This window comes from Jeotgalibacillus sp. JSM ZJ347, from assembly GCF_044383825.1.
In the GTDB taxonomy this organism is placed as follows: Bacteria; Bacillota; Bacilli; order Bacillales; family Jeotgalibacillaceae; genus Jeotgalibacillus.
The window spans coordinates 107646-127675 of sequence record NZ_JBISEN010000002.1; the positions used below are offsets into that span (position 1 = coordinate 107646).

Here is a 20030-nt window from a genome sequence, read left to right on the forward strand (position 1 = left end):
GACTCAATGCAAAGGTCAGCGATCAATCATATAATCCTTCAGGAATCTGAAGAGTTGCTCAGCCAATTAGAAATACATGATGAATGTTCATATATTCATTCATTACAGACTACGGCATACTATATTCACTTTTGTGAATATCTTTCATTAGATCACTGCTTAACGGAAGCTGCAGTGCAATCTGTTTTATTTCATGATATCGGAAAATTAAAAATTCCTTCTGATCTTCTTCAGAAAACAACGAGTCTGACACAACATGAATGGTCACAGCTACAGGAACACCCGGCTTTTTCTTTGGATATTTTACAAGCGCATCAAAACATTCTGATTGATCCGGATATTGTACTGTACCACCACAAAAATATAGATCAGTCAGGCTATCCGAGGTCGAATAAACACATTAACTTAGGTGACGCTGTCCGTATTCTTCGCATCGTTGACAGCTTCGAAGCGATGACCGCTGAACGTCCATACGGGCATGTATTCTCAAGGGATGAAGCCTTATCCGAACTGAAAAAATACGCTGGTAAATATTATGATCAACGATTTATTGACGCCTTTTGCTCATTTTCAAAGTTATTTAGTCTTCCGCAGAAGAAGAGATCAAACGATCGACGATTTGACTGGTATGGGCTGTCATAAAAAAGCACTTCCTCAGTGTTGGAAGTTCTTTTCTGCAAATTAAAGTTTCTAGTATACCAGTCAGACATTCTCCAGCAGCGGCCGGTCCTGCAAATACATCGCTAGATCCTGACTTTTTCCATGTGTAATTTCTTCAGCAATTAACTTCGCCAGCACCTGCCCGTACACCATTCCATTATCGCCAAACGCAAATACAAAATAGCAGCCCGGAAATTCTTCATATTTTCCGACCGCAGGGACTCCATCCACAATCCCGCCATAAGATGAAGCCAAATAAAACTCAGGCTCAACTTTTATATCCGGAAACAATTGATTAAATTCCTTAATTAATTGACGTTTTTTATGAGTTAATTTACTATTTCTGTCTCCTTCTTCATCTGTGTTTTCATCTAATCCGCCTATAATGATCCTGTTGTCTTTTGTCGTTCTTACATATAAATAAGGCCGTGCGGTATCCCAGAGGATTGTCCGGTTATACCATTCTGACAGGTCCTCAACCGGATTTGTGGTGACAGTAAAGGTGCTTGCAAAGGAAGCTTTTTTCTCTTTTTTAATATCCATGCCTTCATATCCTGCCGCAAAGATTACGTGCCGTGCCTCGATGGTATAGCCGTTCTTTGTAGTCACAATCATATTGCCGGTTTCCCGATCAAAGTGCTGTCCATTCATTTCAGTATGTTCGAATACACGTACACCCTGTGCGACCGATTCTTCAAATAAGGCGTGCGTATAGGTGAACGGGTTGATTTCCCCGTCATTGTAGGAGTAAATCGCAGCTTCCCGGCTGAAAGGGTACTTCGCTTCAATCTCATCTCTTTTTAAAAAGTCGACCTCACAGCCATGCTGTTTTAAATAATCATATTCCTTTCGCAGCTTGTACACGTCTTCCGGGCAACTTGCAGAATAAAGGGTGTCTCTTCTGGTGAATTCACAGTCAATGTTTGTATGACTGGACGTTGCTTCAATTTCATCAATTGCTTCCTTCAGCAACTTTAAATGTCTCGCAATGTAGTCTTCTCCAAAGGTATTCACTAAACTGGTGAACATCTTCTCACCGGAATATTGAAGTATGGCAGTATTTGTGACAGTGCTGCCGCTCGCGATCCTTGATTTTTCAATTACAACGACATCGAGATCGTGATCAGCAAGATGATACGCGCACTGTGCACCTGAGCTGCCACCGCCAACAATCAAGACGTCACAGGACAGGTCTGTTTCTAACGAGGGATAAGCTGGTGCATCTGGAAAAGTAGTTGGCCAGTAATAGGTACCGGTTTGACGTTTCATGTGGAACCTCCTAAAAGTAAATTAGATAACGTTACTATGTCCAGATTTCGGTTGTGTATGCCGAGCGCAGTCTGGGTCAGACCCAGACTGCGCTAATCAGGTGTGCAAAACCCACATGCCATGTAAAATAGTATGTAACAATGAAAGAGTAAGTACTAATGAGGTGAACAAATGGAAACCGTCTATTTTGCAGGAGGCTGTCTGTGGGGTGTGCAGGCATTTATCAAAACCCTGCCTGGTGTGACCGCTACAAAAGCAGGAAGAGCGAACGGATCAACGAGTACGCTGGATGGTGATTATGATGGGTTTGCGGAATGTGTGAAAACTGAATTTGATCCAGAGTTCGTGACCATGGAGCAGCTGATGGCGTATTTCTTTGAAATCATTGATCCTTATAGCGTGAATAAGCAAGGCATTGATGTCGGGGAGAAGTACAGAACTGGTGTATATAGTGAAGCTTCAAGGCATTTAGAGGTGGCAAGGACGTTCATCCAGAATAGAGATGACGCTGACCGTATCGCGGTTGAAGTGCTGCCGCTCACCAACTATGTGCGGAGCGCGGAGGAGCATCAGGACCGGCTTGATAAGTGTCCGGATGACTACTGCCATATTTCTGAAGAACTGATGAATAAATACCGCACGTGAGGGATTTTAGTTGTAGAAAATCATGAGCGATATTATGCTCTAGGCAAAGGGAGTCTGTTACAACTCCCTTTGGAATTCTTATATTTCCATGATAAACGCACTTCTGACGAATATAACAGACGATTTCAGTCAGTTTCTGAACGATTTCCAGACATTCTTTTTCAGTGTACTGCTGTCCAGTCGCAAATAAAGTATCCTCTATATTTTGACCTTTAATAAATTCCATCGAAAAGAACTGCTCACCCTCATATGAAAAAGCTTCAATCAATGCAGGAATTCCTGATTGAGATACCAGACTTAAGAAGCAATTTTCTCATATTTACAAATACTTATCTGTAGCTTAACAATTGAGCGCTCAGCTCCTATATACTTGTGTAGTAAAAATCATGAAGGAGTTGTCAGCTTTGAAAAAGGTTTTGAATCGTTCTTTGATTTTGTCTCTGGTGATCTCTTTGTTTGTTCCTGTCTATGGAAATGAAGAAAGAGCGGAAGCGGTCACGGCGAATGACGTGGTCATTAATGAAATTGCCTGGATGGGCACAACGTACAGTTATTCAGATGAGTGGATGGAGCTCTATAACAATACATCTGAAACTATTAATTTAACAGGCTGGTCATTAAATGCGCAGGACGGCACCCCCGCGGTTGCGTTAGAAGGCCAGATTCCGGCTGGTGGATCTTTTCTGCTGGAAAAAACAGATGATGATACAGTGCCAGGAATCGCTGCTGACCTGATCTACAGCGGTTCGCTTGGAAACAGTGGTGAAACCCTGGAGCTGCGAGATGCAGCCGGTGTGCTAGTTGATTCGGTTGACGCATGGTACGGTGGTGATAACACTGCTAAATCAACAATGGAAAGAGTGAATCCTGATGGTACGGGAACAGCTGCAGCAAGCTGGACAACAGCAACAATGGCATATGACCGTGGGTTTGGAACGCCTGCTAACAGTGGTTCAGGCAGCACAGGCTCAGGTGACGGTACAGCGGCTAACGTCTGCGGCGACTCGACTGAACGTTTAGATAATGTATCTGAATCATTGTATGCAATCAACGTTTATTTTAATAAATGTGCAATTGCTGCTGATGCAACAGCAGGAAATGCTGCAAACTATAACGTCAATCTTGAAGACCGCTTAATTGAAAGACTAAATCAGGCAACAACAAGTATTGATTTTGCGACTTATGAAATCAACCTGCCGCGCGTGGTTGATACGCTGATACATAAAGCAGCTGAAGGAGTGGATGTCCGCGTGATTGCAGATGCAAAAGACGCGACAGATCCTCATTATGCAGACCGCTTTAATACAATGAGATTATACATAGAAGAAATGGTCCGCGGGAAAGATGGCAATGTCGGAACAGCTGATGATATTCAGGTGTTTTCTGATTCCCCGATGCTTGCAGTAAAGGATCCGGCATTAAGAACCGCACATGGACTGCCTGCTGATCCGGGTGATTTTGCATACGGTACCTACACAATCGGAAGTTCTGATTACACAGGGTATTTATTTGTAGATGCAGAACAGAAAACAGATGGCACCTATTATTCCCCTGGTGTCCAGATGCACAACAAATTTACGGTTGTCGATGACACGTGGGTTTTTACAGGCAGCTGGAATTTTACAGTGACAGGACTGTATGGTTCTGAGGAAAATATGGCAAACGGTGTCCTTGGCGGCAATCAGCAGCACGTAGTAGAGCTGCATGCCCCTGCCGTTGCGAATGCCTATGAGACAGAATTCAATGAAATGTGGGGCAGTGACACAATGACCCCTGATGCTGCTGTGTCTAATTTTGGTACAGGAAAAGCAGATAACACTGAACATATATTTGATGTAGGTGGCAAAATGGTGGAGGTATACTTCTCAACTGGTGATGATGCACTTGGACGCATGAGGGAGCTCGTTAAAAATGAAGCAGATCTCAACACCTATTTCACGATTTTCGCCTGGAGTGACCAAGGGCTTGTAGATGAATTGAAGAACAAATATGAAGGCTCCTACAATGATCTTGAAGGTACGCTGACAGGATTTGATGTAAAAGGGCTGTTTGACTACAGCTTCTGGAATCAGTGGTGGAGCGCAAGTGTTGATATGACAGGCCGAACAGCAAGTCAGACAAGCGTTGATAATTCAAATACGCGCTGGGCCAACCCTGCACCGGTGTATAAAGCAAATGAAGCCCGCAAGCTTCACAGTAAAACGATGATCATTGATGCGGATACAAACAGTGACCCGACCGTTGTTGTTGGATCTACAAACTGGAGTAATAACGGAAATAACGTCAATGATGAAAACATGCTGATCATTCATGATGCCGATGTTGTAAATCAGTTTATTCAGGAATTCAATGCGCGCTATATGAGTGCGGGCGGAAGTGTGAACTAGTATTTAGTTTCCCATGAACTTCATATACTAATGAAAATTAAGCAGTGCAGCCCCCTTTTTCCGTAAGTGGAGAAGGGGGCTGCTTTCATTTAATGGGAACATTTTTCCATCTCAAACGTATCTTTATTAATTCATCTCAAAGGAGTGAGATCATGAACAGCCTTTTATCATCACGATGGAAATTCAGCTGGTATGCACTTCTATCATTTGTTGGCGTGGCAATTGGCATGCAGCTTGCTGTGCCGGGAGATTTTAATTATGTATTAGGTGCACTGGTTGTGGTAGCTGTTATTTTTGTCATTAACACGATCTATATCATTGCTAAAAGTCTATTTGACAGGACAAAAGGGAATGGAATAAACAATTAATATTTGAAATAACAGGAGGATGATCATGGATTTGCTGCTCTGGTTTACGATTGCTTTTGTTGTGATTGGCTTCATTGTGCTGATGGTGATTAGAAAGTCAGTAAAAAACAGACTTGAGTTTGTGAAAAATAACCCTGAACGGGAAGGTGAAGCGAAACCGGTGATTTGGTTTGTGTGGGCGGCAACGATTTGGGGTGTGGTTAGTATGGCGCTTATTGTGACTTGGTTTTCGGGGATATCTTAAAAGTCAGGCCTTCCATAAATTTTTCGATCTTTGTATACTAGTTGATTAAAAATCTTTAGTGAAAAGCTTAATAAGGAGCAAGATCATGTTTATTTTTAATGCACTCGTATTCATCACTGGAATCACTATACTAATAGGACTAGTGGGTTTCATGACACTCAGGATCATCCAGAGTAAAAAAACAGTCTACTCCTGGGTGATTTTATCTGTACTGATTGTTATCCTCCTCATTGCTTTACGACAGGCACTCATCTTCTTCAATTTCATCTAATAAACCTTCATTAACTCACAGTCACACAATCCATTTCCCTTCATACTTATAAGTACCAGACCTTCTCTAAAAAGGAGCATGTACAATGGGTATCTCAACAGGGGAGCAGTACCTCAAACGAATCAATCAGTTAAAAACAAATATTTTGCTGGATGGCAGCCGGATCACTGGCAATATTTCAGACCATCCAGCTTTCAAAGGTGTAATGGCAAGTCAGGCAAAGCTGTATGATCTTCAGCATCAGGTGGCATTAAAAGAGATAATGACATTTGTCTCTGCAACATCTGGAAACCGCGCGGGTACATCCTTTTTAGAACCGAAGACAAAAGAGGATTTAGAGAAAAGAAGGCTGATGATTCAGGTATGGGCGAAGGGTCATAAAGGAATGATGGGCAGATCCCCGGACTATATGAATACGATTCTGATGGTACTGAATGCCGCAGCAGACCTTTTTGCTGCTGAGGATGAAAAATGCGCAGAACATATTAGAAATTACTATGAGTATGTAAAGGAGAACGATTTATCCTTAACACACGTATTCGTCAGTCCGCAAAAAGACCGTTCCAGCAAAGGTGGCGAAGATATCGCGGCGCGAATGGTTAAGAAAACAGCAGATGGTATTTTGATCAACGGCTCGCGGGTATTAGCTACGCAGGCAGGTATGACAGATGAAATTCTTGTATATCCGGTGCCTTCAAATACAGAAGATGAAGCCTTTTCCTACGCATTTGCGATTCCGTGTGATACGCCAGGTCTAACGTTTGTTTGCCGTGAGTCCTTTGCCTATCAAGGTTCCCATTACGATCACCCGCTCGGATCACAGTTTGATGAAATGGATGCCATTGTTCTTTTTGACAATGTTCTTGTGCCGTGGGAGCGGGTGTTTTTACATGGGAGTCCGATTGTGAAAAATCTTTTATACAGCCGTAGTCGTATGTTTGAACATACCGCACATCAGGTTGTGTCAAAAAATGTGATCAAAACAGAATTTATCATGGGAATCATTCAACTGATCATTGATGGCATTAACATTGGTGAATACCAGCATATAAGGGAAAAGTTTTCTGAGGTGGCGGTTGCGCTAGAAGTCATGAAGGGGCTTTTATATCAGTCAGAAAAGAACGCGAAGATCAATCAATGGGGCACTATGACACCGGACGCTAACCCGTTACTCGCAGCGGTGAACTATTATCCGAGAATTTACCCGCGTTTTATTGAAATCATTCAGCTGATCAGTGCGAGTGGGCTTGTGGCGATTCCGTCTGAAAAGGATTTTAACTCGGATTACAAAGATGTGCTCAATCATCATTTGCAATCTGCCAGTCTCGAAGGATATGAACGGGTGAAATTATTCCGTTTAGCCTGGGATTTGTCGATGAGCGCTTTTGGTTCACGGCAGAAGTTATATGAACGGTTCTTTTTTGGTGACCCGGTCAGACTTGCTGATCAGCTTTACAGCAGGTATGACAGAGGAGAGTCGATTGAGATGGTGAAGAATTTTCTTGCTGGGAAGTAAGAAGAGGAAAAGATAAAAGGTTGGGTGCTTCCCAACCTTATTTTTGAGCACTATTTTCTTTCAGGTGCTTTTCATAAGCTGCCTGGACTTTGTCTACTCCTGATGAATAGACAGACCCTTTTTTATGTATGTCATTCAGTAAATATACGCCTCTGAATAAGGTGCCAACAACAATGCCAAAAGCAAGCAGACCCCCGATAAAAGGTCCCGCCATCATTAATAAGAAGCCGAGAATTGTTGCAAATACAATTGAAAGTAGCAAATGCGCCATATGTTCACCGTCCTTTCATTTGTTTAGAAGTCATATTATGTAATAAACATGATTTTATCATATCTAAAATATGAGTGAAGAAGGAAGTTTTAGCAGCACGAACAAAAGAAGGCGAAAAAGTTCAACGCTGATTGAAGTATAGAACAATATATCTATAATAATCTTAGTGCAGCGGAGCGTAAGGCGGTGACTCCAGCAGGAGAAGTCGGACAGGTGAGACCCCGCAGCGCGAAGCGTGAGGAGGCTCACCGCCGACCCTGCGGAAAGCGTACGCCTGAAGCATAGTGAAACGATTAAAGGGCTGAGACATATTTTTTGTCCCAGCCCTCTTATCACTCTATTTACTTACCGAAAATCCCTGCTCTTCATTCACACCATTTTTCGCCGTAAATTCATTCAGCAGATCACGAACCTCATCCGTCGTCTCGGTTTCCATCAGACGGTTTCTCAGCTCACTTGCCCCGCGGAATCCACGTACATAGATCTTAAAAAATCGGCGCAGCGGCTTAAATGCACGCGGCTCAAGCTCTCTTGAATACTTATCATGCAGATCAAGCTGCAGACGAAGCAGATCAAGCAGCTCCTCGCTTGTATGCTCTTTCTTTTCTTTTTCAAACGCGAACGGATTATGGAAAATCCCGCGCCCGATCATGACACCGTCAATCCCGTACTTCTCAGCAAGCTCAAGACCCATCTGACGGTCCTCAATATCACCGTTAATCGTAAGAAGCGTATGCGGTGCAACCTCATCACGGAGCTTTTTGATCTCAGGGATCAGCTCCCAATGTGCAGGCACGTTACTCATCTCTTTTTTCGTACGCAGGTGGATCGACAGGTTGGCAATATCCTGTTCAAGAACATGCTTTAGCCAGTCGTGCCATTCATCTACATTCGTATAGCCGAGCCGCGTCTTCACACTGACCGGAAGACCGCCGGCTTTTGCTGCCTGGATAATGGCAGCCGCAGTTTCCGGATGGCGGATCAGCCCTGATCCTTTACCGTTTGCTGCAACGTTCTGTACAGGACAGCCCATATTAATATCCACACCGCGATAGCCCATCTCAGCCATTCCGATACTCATCTGACGGAAGTATTCAGGCTTATCACCCCAGATATGCGCAACAATCGGCTGCTCATCCTCTGTAAAAGTGAGGCGGCCCTTTACGCTATCTTTTCCGCGCGGGTGACAGTAGCTTTCTGAATTCGTAAACTCCGTAAAAAACACATCAGGTCTTGCTGCCTCGCTTACAACATGACGAAACACGACATCCGTCACAGCTTCCATCGGCGCAAGCACAAAAAATGGACGCGGCAACTCATGCCAGAAATTATCTTTCATATCTATCTGAACCCTTTCTATAGAGGAAACAAGTTCCCGGAATCGTATATAAAATCATCAATGACTAGTTTCTCTTGACTTTGGTCTTTATATACTTTAATAGGATTTGGGTGAAAGTGCAAGGGGAGGGGGCTTTAAAAAGTATGGAAGAAAGCTTTTGGATGATGTAATTGTTTTTCAAAAACTGAAGAAAAGAAATATGAGTTTTTTGAAAAATTAACCTCGGCATTCTTTTTTCATGTATAATGGTAAAAAATGTATCATCAGAAAGGGTGAACCGTCACATGCACACCGCATTAAAGCTCGCGAAAAATGGATTCAGCTTTTTTATCTTATACCTTGGTTTGTTATTTATCGTCCCGATGGTCCTGCTCATGATGAATGTTCAACAGATCGATATCAGCCCGGCCGTACTTGGACACCTGCTATTCAGCATTCAGGTTGATGGCAGCAGCTTTACAGCACACGGAACGCTGGCCGGTTCAATGATTTCTTTTGGTATTGGGGTTGTAGTGTATGTTCTCTTTAAGAGGATGGTTAGGTTGGCTAAGGGAGAGGTGTGACACTTTAACCTCCGACCCACAATGCATATCAAGTACATATTAAATCGAAAGCAGGAAAACCCATGAAGAATCACTTCAAACTCACCCCGGAGCATTTTAACGAGTGCCGTGAGATGATCAGCCACATTCTCTGGATGTACCATGACATGACCAGAAGCTATGGTGGATTCGCTCATAATATTGACTATGAACCGGTTGATTATGAACGTTTTCTTTTTACTGAAGTGGATGCTGAGACGATGTTTCTTCATGAAAAGGAAGCGGAAGTCTTAAGGCAGGGGGCGTTTGTTGCCCTGGGCTGTCATGTGGTGAATCTGCTGGATGAAGCGCAGCGGCAGCCGGAAGTCTACAGCTTTATAACCCGGACGATATCTCATTTTGCAATATCTTATCAACCATTTGAAAAAGAAGTATTGTCAGCAATGAAAGCTGCTCTGGATGAAGACCCGGATGTTGCGTGGGAGTCTTTAGAAAACGGGTCAGTACTTGAGGCGCGGCTGGCTGAGGTATATGAAAAATATGTGATGGGCTATTATCAGTGGATGCTGGGTGAGAGTGAGAGCGGGATGCGATCCTGGGGTAAAAATGATCGGACTACTTGAAGGAAATATAAAAAAATAGCGGTGATAACTTCTCACCTCCATCGTTTATTGTGCATATTCGTGATGAACTTGCTAGATCACTATTATTCTAATCCAATGTAATCTATCATGAAATACATATAACTAAATACTATCGACAAGGTTGAAGTACTTAATACTTTGGAAATAATGAAGACGGAATTGATGATCATGTTCAGTTTATTGGAGACATTGATATATAAATGTATATAAGGTCGGGCGTCTGGATAATTTATTTCCGGGCGTTTTTGTATTTTAAAATAGATTAGAGCAGTTAAAAAAAGTGAGAGGTGTTTTTATGCAAGTCTCCTGGAACTGATAAATTATATAATTCTAAAAATTTTTCAGAAAATTTTAAAAATATTGTTGTCAACTATTTTCACCTGGTGTATATTTTAACTAAACTTAATTCATTCAATGAAAAAAGTAAGTTGAAGGTTGATGAGGTGTAAAGATGAAAGCGATCAGATCCGGAAGTAAAGAACTGATTAAAGAAATTAATCGATTCAAAGTGTTGAATATCATTCGTCGTCAGCAACCTATTAGTCGTTCAGAAATAGCAACACAGTGTGAATTGGGAATTTCTACTCTGTCTTACATAATGGATGATTTAAAGTCTAAAAACCTTATTTATGAAGTTGGTGAAGCGAGCTCTACAGGAGGTAGAAAGGCGAAGTTACTCAAGTTTAATGAGAAACATGGCTATGTCATCAGTGTGAAGATTGAAGAAGAGCAAATTTTGATAGCGCTTACAAATATGAATGGAGACATTCTTTTAAAAAAGTATGCTGCATTCAAAAAGAAAGAGTCTGCAGAAGAGATCGTTTTAATGATAGAAAAAGAAATAACAGATATTTTTTCAGTTGAAGATAAAGTTATTACCCAATTGCTTGGTATAGGAGTCCTTTCTTCAGGTCTCGTCAACAGACATGAAGGAAAAATCATTCGGTCATCCATGTTAGGTTGGGAAGATGTACCAATAACTGAAATGATTAAAACAAGTTTTCCGGGAGTTCCTGTATTCGTAGATAACAATATCAATGGCTACACTTTAGCAGAACTCGAAAAAGGTGAAGGTAAATTTGATAATGACTTTTTAGTGGTTTCGATCGGTGCCGGTCTTGGGTTGTCTGTTGTCATTGATCGAAACATTTATTATGGGTCGGTTGGCGGAGCTGGTGAATTTGGACATACAACTCATGTAATTGATGGTTACCCCTGTCATTGTGGCCAAAAAGGGTGCCTGGAGATGTATGCATCTGAATTTTATTTTGAGAATAAATACAGACAGATTCACAGTGAACAACTGACTGCTGAAGAAAGTGATTACCATTTTACTGAAGTAGCTAAAGCTGCCAATAGAAAAGATCAGATAGCAATATCACTAATGAAAGATATGGGGAAACACCTTGGCTATGGACTAAGAAACCTGATCAACACTTTAAATCCCGACAAAATCATTATTGTTGGGGAGGGTGTAAAATATAAAAATTTATTTGAAGAAGAAGTGCTAACAATTGCAAATGATAATTTCTTTGAGAAGGTAGGCATACAAACGGAAATTGTTTTTTCTCACCTTAGTGATGATTCGTGGTTTACTGGTGGGGCCTTGTTAGCAATCAATCAGCTTTTTCAGGAGCCGATCTATGAGCAAATGAAAAATAGTATTTAATGAATTTATGGAGGTGAATGTATGGTTGGAATGACAAGGAAAAAAACCTTCTTTTGGCTTTGTATATTTCTTCTTCCAAACCTTATAGGATTTTTAACTTTTATAGGTGCGCCGATCGTTTCTTCTTTTGTCATCAGCTTCACAGACTGGGATTTGCTCGGTGACATCAGGTTTACAGGGGCAGAAAATTACATACGTCTAGCACAGGATCCTGAGTTTTGGGTGGCATTCCGTAATACATTTTTATTTATTATCGGTTATATCCCATTAGTTTTAGTTTTTGGTTTAGCCTGTGCTTTGCTTTTGAATCAGCAGATGAAATTTCGTGCATTCTTTAGGGCGACATTCTTCCTTCCTGTTATTACGAGCTGGGTTGCTGTTTCGTTAGTATGGAAATGGTTATACAACCCGGAGTTTGGATTGATTAATTATGCTTTATCATTATTAGGAATCGATGGTCCGATGTGGTTGAATGATCCTAACACAGCCATGATAGGGATCATCTTAACCAGTGCGTGGAAGGATATTGGATTCGTTATGGTTCTATTCCTTGGAGGATTGCAAAATATATCCCCCTCTTATTATGAAGCAGCTTCTATTGACGGTGCAGGAAAAGCAAAACAACTTTTTAACATTACGATTCCACTTCTCGCACCTACAACATTTTTTGTAACGATTATTTCTTTGATCAACTCTTTCCAGGTGTTTGATCAGGTAATGATTATGACTGGTGGCGGTCCAGGAGGATCAACCATCGTTATGGTTCAGAACATTTATAACTATGCTTTTCGATATTTTGATATGGGGTACGCTTCAGCAATGAGCTGGGCACTGTTTTTAGTTATCTTTTTGTTCACTTGGGTGCAAATGAAGTATCAGGAGAGGAGGGCATATTGATATATGGCGATTGAAAATTCAAGTAGGGCCCTCGTATTTAAGAAGGTTCAGTCAGAAAAATCAAAACCACGTCCAACCTTAAATAGAATTCTTTTTTATTTATTATTAATTGTAGGCGCTTTCATTATGCTGGTGCCGTTTCTCTGGATGGTGTCCACTTCATTAAAACCGAGTGGTGCAACGATGGTGATGCCACCAGAGTTTATTCCAAATCAACCGACAACACAAAACTATGAGCAGGTTACTCAACAGTTTCCGATGATACGTTTCTTATGGAATTCTGTCATAGTAGCAGTCCTTACTACGATCGGACAAATGGTTTTCAGTTCGATGGCAGCCTATGCATTTGCAAGAATGCACTTTAAAGGAAGGGATAAATTATTTCTTCTTTATCTGGCAACGATGATGGTGCCGACTCAGGTGACGATGATTCCACAGTTCATATTGATTAAAGAATTTGGCTGGTTGGATTCTTATCCTGGATTAATCATACCTACTATGTTTGCTGTGTTTGGAACCTTTCTGATGAGACAGGCAATGTTAAGTATCCCACGGGAACTTGAAGAAGCCGCATTCATGGATGGTGCTAATCATTTTCAAGTCTTTTACAAAGTTTGTCTGCCTTTGATAAAACCAATGTTAGCAGCATTAGGAATCTTTACATTTATGCAATCATGGAACAACTTTTTGTGGCCGTTAATTGTTATCAGCAACCAAGATCTGGCGACTTTGCCTTTAGGGTTATCACTTTTACAAGGGCGATGGTCAACAGATTGGGGATTAATGATGGCGGGAGTCGTAATCAGTGTATTACCTATTTTAATTGTCTATCTTTTCGCTCAGAAATATTTTATTCAGGGGATGACGATGAGCGGAATGAAAGAATAAATCTGTTTCAAACAAAGGGGAGGAAATTACATGAAGAAGAAAACGATTTTGTCTATGCTTTTGCCAGTAGCAGCAATTGGTTTGATGGGCTGTTCATCAGAAAGTAGTGATGCAGGCGGAGGGAACGGAGAAGGTAATACAGAAATCACTTATTACAGCTTCTCAGCTGCTCCGGATTATGAAGATGTTTTGGCTGAAATGGTTGCAGCCTTTGAAGAAGAGAATCCCGACATTAAGGTCAATACAGAGTTAGCGGCATATGATGATTACTTTACCAAGCTTCAGACACGTGTTGCAGGAGGAAACGCACCGGATGTATTTGAACTAAATTACGAAAATTTCGTTCAGTATGCCTCTAAAGGTACACTTGCTGACCTTTCGTCTTTTATTGAAGAAGACAATCAATTCGACCCTTCGCAATTGAATCAGCAGGCTTTTGAAGCATACCAGTACGATGGAAAACAATATGGAATGGTAGAGAGTTTTTCAAATGTACTAACCTTCTATAATAAAGAATTATTTGATGAGGCAGGCGTAGAGTATCCAACAGCAGATTGGACATGGGAAGATGAACTTGCAGCAGCTGAACAAATTACGGATGAGGACAATAATGTATGGGGGACTTATGCTCCCGTAACAATGAATGAATATTTTAAAATTGCTGCTCAAAACGGAGGTCAACTATTTGATGAGGATGGAAATCCCACTGTAGATACACCTGAAAATTTGGAAGCAATGAATTATATGGTTGATAAAGTAACTGAATCAAATGTTTCTCCATCTCCAGCAGAAATGTCTGGTCAGGCGCCAGCGGACTTATTCTTAAATGGACAGTTGGGAATTGTTCACACAGGTATTTGGATGTTCGGGGCTTTCGCAGATGCACCGTTTGAATGGGATGTTGCATTAGAAGCGGGTAACACGCAAAAAGCACACCATTTCTTTGCTAATGGTCTTGCAGTTTCTGAGGATTCTGAAAAGAAAGAAGCTGCGTATAAGTTTGCACGCTTTATGAGTGCGAGTGAGCAGGCTGCTGAGCTGAGAGTTGCGAATTCATGGGAGCTTCCAGCTATTACAAACGAAGAAATCCTGCAGCCTTATCTGGAACAAACACCTCCAGAAAATAGAGAAGCAGTTTTTGAAGCATTAGATTCTTTAGTTTTGCCTCCAGTAGTTGAAAATTGGAGTCAGATCAGTGATGTAACAGATCAGGAATTTGAAAAGGCAATGAATGGGGATAAATCAACAGAAGACGTTCTTAAAACATTACAAACGGAATATGAAAACATTTTAAATAATTAATTCAGAGGAAAAGGATATATGTGGATGCTCCATGTATATCCTTTTTTGAAAGGATGATATTTTTGGATCAAATATACATCAATCTTTTTCGCGCTCACGTTGATCAACTGAAAGAAAAAGATGACACTGTCAACCATGCCCTTAAGAGCCACCAGCCAAATATAGAAACAGATTCTTTTTATACAATTGCAACGTGGTTATGGCTCGTGCAAAAACAAATAAGAAAGAACCCTGATCAGATGGTTACTTCAATCGCTGCAGAACCTTATATTAAGTATTTAATTGAGCAATGGAGTAGCGCTCATCCAGATATTTGGGGAAATAAAAAAGACGTTTACCTTTCTAATGTAGCCATGGCATATGCTGCACTGGTTGAAACAAAGCATACGCGTAACGAATCCTCTTTACAACAAACGATAACAGAAATCCGTGATTACGTTTTTAACCATTTACTTTCAGGCGGGACGGCTTTAAACGGAAAAGAAGCAAAGGGAGTTTCAATAGATCAAACACTTGCAGTGATGCCATATGGTCTGTTTTCACCGGAAGATTTAATCATGGTGGAAGCAACGAAAAAAATGATGCTAAATCTCCAACAAGCTGATGGGATCTTACCATTTCGAGGTGCTGAGGGGACTTCACAAGCGGCTACCGCTATGATTGCACTCTATTATCTGGAGAAGTATGAAAAAGAAAAAGCGCTGCGTTATGCCCACTTAGCAAGAATACATCCCAAAAAAGACGAGCTTGGAGTAGTGATTCTTTCTTTGTTCGATTATTATGCATCTCAAAATGACAGTGGCGAAAAAATGATTCATGATCCTCTAGGGAACGAAAATGTTTATCTGCCACAACAGACAGAAAGATATCCTCATTTCCCTACTATTGAAGATCATATTCATTTTGCTTGTCAGATCGTAAGTGAGAAAAAAATTAAATCCGTTGATATCTATTTAGAGAATGAGACAAAGGAATGGCAGAACACGTTTAAGCTGCATGAAAAAGTTAAAAATGAAACGTTACTATATCAGGGGAAGATACCACCGTTACCGTCTCATGGGAAATATTTTTATACATTCAAAGCTGAATTGCATGATGGGGAAAATCTTATTTCTGATAAGTACACGCTTGAGACCTGGGTTAAAAAGAATGCCGATTCTTTTACTTTATTCCAGATCAACCATGATTCACTAGAGTTAGGCTTTGGAGAGAACCACAAACTTTCTTTTTCCCTGAGTGAAAATCAAATGGAAATGAACATTCAGCAAAACACTGGAAAATTTAATGAACTTCAGGAAAAGAGTGCTGCGATTTCAAAAGGAGATTATCACATACAGGTTGATACAGAAGCGCCTGCAATTATACTTTTCTATGGGAAACAAGAGCTGCTTCGTACACATCCGCTTGTTCACCCACTTGAATGGAAAGAAGATATCGAAGGAACGATACGTGAATTTCAAATCCACTGGTATGCTCCTCAGGAAGAACAATACTATGGATTTGGAGAGCGTTACAATGCAATTGAACAACGCGGTGAGATGATAGATTGCTATGTTTACAATCAATATAGAGATCAAGGAACCAGAACATACATTCCAATGCCATTTTATATGACAAACAAAGGATATGGGTGTCATATTGATACGAAAATGTATACGAAGTTTGACTTAGCATTTTCTTTAAAAGATAAATGTACCTGGATTTTGGAACAAGATAAAAACGTTCAGGAAACCGCAGTTAAATTTTATTTCGGGGATTATAAAAAGCAGGTTCAGGCATTCACTGGAGAAAAGGGAAATCCGGAAATGGTACCAGCCTGGGCGCTAGGTCCCTGGATGTCCAGTAATAATTGGGATCGCCAGTCGATTGTAGAAGATGAAATTAAAGCGACGAATCATCATGGAATTCCAGCTACTGTCATTGTGCTGGAGCAATGGAGTGATGAAGCAACTTATTACATGTTTAATGATGCCATTTATGAACTTGAAGAGCCTGGTTATATACATAAATATGACGAGATGGAGTTTCCTGAATGGGGACGGTGGCCAGATCCAAAAGGGATGGTAAATCATATCCACGAAGAGAATTTAAAGCTTATTTTATGGCAGATTCCAATTCAGAAATATTTAAACAAGCAGCAGCATCCTCTTAAAGATCAGGATGAGACTTATATGCTTGAAAAGGGATATGTCGTGAAGGAGGCAGACGGTCAGCCGTATCGAATTCCTGAAAATTGGTTCACAAACAGCTTGATTATGGATTTCAGCCATGACGAGGGGCGTAAATGGTGGTTTGATAAAAGACAATATCTTTTGGATATAGGAGTAGATGGATTTAAAACAGATGGTGGTGAGTTTGTATTTGGTAAAAATCTTCAATTTGCTAATGGTCAAACGGGCAGTGAAATGAGAAACCAGTACCCTAACGACTATGTTGAAGCTTACTATCAGTTTGCCAGGCAGAACGGTGGTATCACATTCAGTCGTGCAGGATACACTGGCGCTCAACATTTCCCTGCTCACTGGGCTGGTGATGAACGCTCAACTTTTGATGCATTCAAAAGATCTCTCATTGCAGGCTTAAATGCAGGGCTTTCAGGGATTGTATTCTGGGGCTGGGATTTAGCCGGCTTCAATGGAGACATTCCATCTGCGGAGCTATTTATGCGTTCGTCATCAATGGCAGCTTTTTGCCCGATTATGCAATATCACGCAGAAAGCAAAGCAGAGTTCAGTCAGGATCGAACTCCCTGGAATATCGCTTCACGCACTGGGGAGGACCGGGTGATTGAGGTGTACCGATACTTTGCGAACGTTCGAATGAATCTTATGCCATATATTTATCAGGAGTCAGAAAAAGCCTGTCGTAACCGGGTGCCATTAATGAGGGCACTTATGCTTGATTTCCCTGAAGACGAAAGAGTTTTGGGTATGTATGATGAATACTTATTCGGTGAGTCTCTGCTTGTTGCTCCGATTATTGAAGAAGACAGCATAAGAAGAAAAGTATATCTTCCGGAAGGTAAATGGGTGAGTCTTTGGACAGAAGAATTGCACGAGGGACCGGCCTATATTGAATGTCAGGCAAGAGTGGACGAAATTCCTGTGTTTGTCCGGATGAATTCGGCGCTTTTACTGAATGTAGATGAGTCAGAGGCATTGGGAAGTTCAGTAGGGAATGACATCTCCTCTTATAAGCAGCCACTATGCAAAGTCTATGCTGACGCATCATTTGAGGATACGCTAACGGATCATCTTGGTCATGTGGTAAACCTGAAAGTAGAAGTAAGCGGGGAAGAAACAATGATTAAAATAGATACTGATATTGAGAACCTGAAAGTCGAAGCGATCGGCAACCTATCGCCGGTTCGAATGACGATTAAACCAGCAGATAATCAGAAGTCAGAAGGGTGATGAAAATGACGACAGCATGGTGGAAGAAAAGTACAGTGTATCAGATATATCCAAAAAGTTTTAATGACACAACCGGAAATGGAATAGGAGACATTCCCGGCATCATTGAAAAGCTTAGTTATTTAAAAAAACTTGGAATCGATGTGATTTGGTTATCTCCTGTATACGATTCTCCTCAGGAGGACAATGGTTACGATATCCGAAATTACCGGAAGATTGATGAGCTATTTGGCTCGATGGAAGACATGGAGCTGTTATTAGAAAAGGCTCATGAACTCGGTATCAAAATCGTGATGGACTTAGTTGTTAATCATACTTCTGACGAACACCCATGGTTCCTTGAATCCAAAAGCAGCATGGATAACAAATACCGTGACTATTATATTTGGAAGGACGGAAAAGAAAACGGAAAACCACCGACCAACTGGGGGTCCATTTTTAGCGGGTCAGCATGGAAGTACGATGAGCTAACTGGTCAATATTATTTGCATTTGTTTGCAGAAAAGCAGCCGGACCTTAATTGGGAAAACATCGTTTTACGTAATGATATATATGAAATGATGAACTTCTGGCTTGATAAGGGCATTGATGGATTCCGAATGGATGTCATCAATTTTATATCCAAAAATCAAAATTTCTCTGATGGAGAGGTATTTGACAATGAACAATACGGAGATCCAGGTCCTTACTTCTTAAATGGCCCACGTATTCATGAATTCTTAAAAGAAATGTATAGAGAAGTCATTGATGGTCGTGATGTAATGACAGTCGGAGAAATGCCAGGTGCGTCTCCTGAAGATGCAATCATATATACCGACCAAAATAATAATGAGCTGGATATGATCTTTACGTTCGAACATATGTCGCTGGATCAGAATGGGGCTGACAAATGGAACCTGAGGTCTCTTAATCTTACAGAGTTAAAGGAGAATTTTGAGAAGTGGCAAGTCTCACTACAGGGTGTAGGATGGAATAGTTTGTACTGGAACAATCATGACCAGCCGCGTATCGTATCCCGCTTTGGGAATGACGGAGAATATCGTAAAAAATCAGCAAAAATGCTGGCTACCTGTCTTCATATGATGCAGGGTACTCCGTATATTTATCAAGGGGAAGAAATTGGCATGACAAATGTTCAGTTTGAGAGTATTGATGATTATGTGGATATTGAGACATTAAATATGTACAAGGAAAAGAAGGACATGGGGTGGTCTGAACAGAGGATTAAACAGGCTATTTTCACGAAAGGACGTGACAACGCCAGGACACCAATGCAATGGAATAACGCTGATCATGCCGGATTTACAACTGGGGAACCATGGTTAAGAGCTAACGAAAACTATCAATCCATTAATGTTGAAGAAGCTTTGAAAGATCAAGATTCAATTTTTTACTACTATCAAGAGCTGATCAGATTAAGAAAAGAGATGGATATCATATCAGAGGGCAAGTTCAAACTATTGATGAGAAACGATGAGGATATTTTTGCTTATGAACGACAAGGTCAAGGTGAATCTCTGATTGTGTTGTGCAATTTTTCTACAGACAAAGTAAAAATTGATCAATCCATTATCGATCGTATCGAAGACGCCTCACTGGTGATTTCAAACGCAGATGATTCGGTAGGTCGCGAGTGGTTGGGACCTTATGAAGCTAGTGTTTATACGGTGAAATAGAGGTATTTGATTATGATTTTTCATACGCA

17 protein-coding genes are annotated in these 20030 nt (G+C 40.9%); 14 read left to right on the forward strand and 3 right to left on the reverse strand.

All coding sequences use genetic code 11. The features are described from left to right. The first annotated feature begins 6 nt into the window (after positions 1-6). Positions 7-642 carry an HD-GYP domain-containing protein gene (locus tag ACH6CZ_RS06445; protein WP_374096607.1) on the forward strand — a complete coding sequence of 212 codons (636 nt, stop codon included), beginning with the start codon at positions 7-9 and terminating at the stop codon, positions 640-642. A gap of 60 nt (positions 643-702) precedes the next feature. On the opposite strand, the gene ACH6CZ_RS06450 is transcribed toward ACH6CZ_RS06445, so the two are convergent. Continuing rightward, positions 703-1929, reverse strand: a complete 1227-nt coding sequence (locus tag ACH6CZ_RS06450; RefSeq protein ID WP_374096608.1) for an NAD(P)/FAD-dependent oxidoreductase — start codon at positions 1927-1929, stop codon at positions 703-705. A 171-nt stretch (positions 1930-2100) separates the two neighbouring features. Here ACH6CZ_RS06450 and ACH6CZ_RS06455 point away from each other — a divergent pair, with 171 nt between their 5' ends. The 5 genes from ACH6CZ_RS06455 (at position 2101) to hpaB (ending at position 7360) form a co-directional block, all read left to right on the forward strand. After that, positions 2101-2574: a peptide-methionine (S)-S-oxide reductase gene (locus ACH6CZ_RS06455; RefSeq protein WP_374096609.1), complete on the forward strand. Its 474-nt coding sequence runs from the start codon at positions 2101-2103 to the stop codon at positions 2572-2574. A 404-nt stretch (positions 2575-2978) separates the two neighbouring features. Continuing rightward, on the forward strand, positions 2979-4961 hold the full coding sequence (locus tag ACH6CZ_RS06460) for a phospholipase D-like domain-containing protein (protein ID WP_374096610.1): 1983 nt from the start codon (positions 2979-2981) through the stop codon (positions 4959-4961). A gap of 152 nt (positions 4962-5113) precedes the next feature. After that, a complete protein-coding gene (locus ACH6CZ_RS06465) occupies positions 5114-5329 on the forward strand; it encodes a hypothetical protein (protein WP_374096611.1) in 216 nt (71 codons plus the stop codon). Between the two features lie 25 nt (positions 5330-5354). After that, on the forward strand, positions 5355-5573 hold the full coding sequence (locus ACH6CZ_RS06470) for a hypothetical protein (protein WP_374096612.1): 219 nt from the start codon (positions 5355-5357) through the stop codon (positions 5571-5573). Between the two features lie 356 nt (positions 5574-5929). Beyond that, positions 5930-7360 carry a 4-hydroxyphenylacetate 3-monooxygenase, oxygenase component gene (gene hpaB, locus ACH6CZ_RS06475; protein ID WP_374096613.1) on the forward strand — a complete coding sequence of 477 codons (1431 nt, stop codon included), beginning with the start codon at positions 5930-5932 and terminating at the stop codon, positions 7358-7360. 37 nt (positions 7361-7397) lie between these two features. Here the strand turns inward: hpaB and ACH6CZ_RS06480 are convergent, their stop codons facing one another. Together ACH6CZ_RS06480 and ACH6CZ_RS06485 are read right to left on the reverse strand one after the other, a co-directional pair. After that, complete coding sequence (locus ACH6CZ_RS06480) at positions 7398-7631, reverse strand: hypothetical protein (protein ID WP_374096614.1); 234 nt, start codon at positions 7629-7631, stop codon at positions 7398-7400. Positions 7632-7968: 337 nt separating this feature from the next. Then, positions 7969-8970 carry a tRNA dihydrouridine synthase gene (locus tag ACH6CZ_RS06485; protein WP_374096615.1) on the reverse strand — a complete coding sequence of 334 codons (1002 nt, stop codon included), beginning with the start codon at positions 8968-8970 and terminating at the stop codon, positions 7969-7971. Positions 8971-9254: 284 nt separating this feature from the next. Here ACH6CZ_RS06485 and ACH6CZ_RS06490 point away from each other — a divergent pair, with 284 nt between their 5' ends. The 8 genes from ACH6CZ_RS06490 to ACH6CZ_RS06525 all read left to right on the forward strand — a co-directional run bounded on the left by ACH6CZ_RS06490 (position 9255) and on the right by ACH6CZ_RS06525 (position 20001). Beyond that, entirely contained in the window at positions 9255-9533 is a 279-nt protein-coding gene (locus ACH6CZ_RS06490) for a hypothetical protein (RefSeq protein WP_374096616.1), read from the forward strand. Positions 9534-9595: 62 nt separating this feature from the next. Further along, positions 9596-10135 carry a hypothetical protein gene (locus ACH6CZ_RS06495; protein ID WP_374096617.1) on the forward strand — a complete coding sequence of 180 codons (540 nt, stop codon included), beginning with the start codon at positions 9596-9598 and terminating at the stop codon, positions 10133-10135. A gap of 472 nt (positions 10136-10607) precedes the next feature. Next, positions 10608-11825 carry an ROK family protein gene (locus ACH6CZ_RS06500; protein ID WP_374096618.1) on the forward strand — a complete coding sequence of 406 codons (1218 nt, stop codon included), beginning with the start codon at positions 10608-10610 and terminating at the stop codon, positions 11823-11825. 21 nt (positions 11826-11846) lie between these two features. Beyond that, positions 11847-12722 carry a carbohydrate ABC transporter permease gene (locus ACH6CZ_RS06505; protein ID WP_374096619.1) on the forward strand — a complete coding sequence of 292 codons (876 nt, stop codon included), beginning with the start codon at positions 11847-11849 and terminating at the stop codon, positions 12720-12722. Positions 12723-12725: 3 nt separating this feature from the next. Beyond that, positions 12726-13610 carry a carbohydrate ABC transporter permease gene (locus tag ACH6CZ_RS06510; RefSeq protein WP_374096620.1) on the forward strand — a complete coding sequence of 295 codons (885 nt, stop codon included), beginning with the start codon at positions 12726-12728 and terminating at the stop codon, positions 13608-13610. 30 nt (positions 13611-13640) lie between these two features. Then, positions 13641-14912, forward strand: a complete 1272-nt coding sequence (locus ACH6CZ_RS06515; RefSeq protein ID WP_374096621.1) for an ABC transporter substrate-binding protein — start codon at positions 13641-13643, stop codon at positions 14910-14912. Positions 14913-14974: 62 nt separating this feature from the next. Beyond that, positions 14975-18325: a glycoside hydrolase family 31 protein gene (locus ACH6CZ_RS06520; RefSeq protein ID WP_374096622.1), complete on the forward strand. Its 3351-nt coding sequence runs from the start codon at positions 14975-14977 to the stop codon at positions 18323-18325. A 5-nt stretch (positions 18326-18330) separates the two neighbouring features. After that, entirely contained in the window at positions 18331-20001 is a 1671-nt protein-coding gene (locus tag ACH6CZ_RS06525; RefSeq protein WP_374096623.1) for a glycoside hydrolase family 13 protein, read from the forward strand. The last annotated feature ends 29 nt before the right edge of the window (positions 20002-20030 follow it).

Coding starts and splice junctions, on each gene's coding strand:
- ACH6CZ_RS06505 (WP_374096619.1), top strand. CDS start 11,847: ATGGTTGGAATGACAAGGAAAAAAACCTTCTTTTGGCTTTGTATATTT.
- ACH6CZ_RS06455 (WP_374096609.1), top strand. CDS start 2,101: ATGGAAACCGTCTATTTTGCAGGAGGCTGTCTGTGGGGTGTGCAGGCA.
- ACH6CZ_RS06470 (WP_374096612.1), top strand. CDS start 5,355: ATGGATTTGCTGCTCTGGTTTACGATTGCTTTTGTTGTGATTGGCTTC.
- hpaB (WP_374096613.1), top strand. CDS start 5,930: ATGGGTATCTCAACAGGGGAGCAGTACCTCAAACGAATCAATCAGTTA.
- ACH6CZ_RS06480 (WP_374096614.1), bottom strand. CDS start 7,631: ATGGCGCATTTGCTACTTTCAATTGTATTTGCAACAATTCTCGGCTTC.
- ACH6CZ_RS06450 (WP_374096608.1), bottom strand. CDS start 1,929: ATGAAACGTCAAACCGGTACCTATTACTGGCCAACTACTTTTCCAGAT.
- ACH6CZ_RS06515 (WP_374096621.1), top strand. CDS start 13,641: ATGAAGAAGAAAACGATTTTGTCTATGCTTTTGCCAGTAGCAGCAATT.
- ACH6CZ_RS06525 (WP_374096623.1), top strand. CDS start 18,331: ATGACGACAGCATGGTGGAAGAAAAGTACAGTGTATCAGATATATCCA.
- ACH6CZ_RS06495 (WP_374096617.1), top strand. CDS start 9,596: ATGAAGAATCACTTCAAACTCACCCCGGAGCATTTTAACGAGTGCCGT.
- ACH6CZ_RS06485 (WP_374096615.1), bottom strand. CDS start 8,970: ATGAAAGATAATTTCTGGCATGAGTTGCCGCGTCCATTTTTTGTGCTT.
- ACH6CZ_RS06465 (WP_374096611.1), top strand. CDS start 5,114: ATGAACAGCCTTTTATCATCACGATGGAAATTCAGCTGGTATGCACTT.
- ACH6CZ_RS06500 (WP_374096618.1), top strand. CDS start 10,608: ATGAAAGCGATCAGATCCGGAAGTAAAGAACTGATTAAAGAAATTAAT.
- ACH6CZ_RS06490 (WP_374096616.1), top strand. CDS start 9,255: ATGCACACCGCATTAAAGCTCGCGAAAAATGGATTCAGCTTTTTTATC.
- ACH6CZ_RS06510 (WP_374096620.1), top strand. CDS start 12,726: ATGGCGATTGAAAATTCAAGTAGGGCCCTCGTATTTAAGAAGGTTCAG.
- ACH6CZ_RS06445 (WP_374096607.1), top strand. CDS start 7: ATGCAAAGGTCAGCGATCAATCATATAATCCTTCAGGAATCTGAAGAG.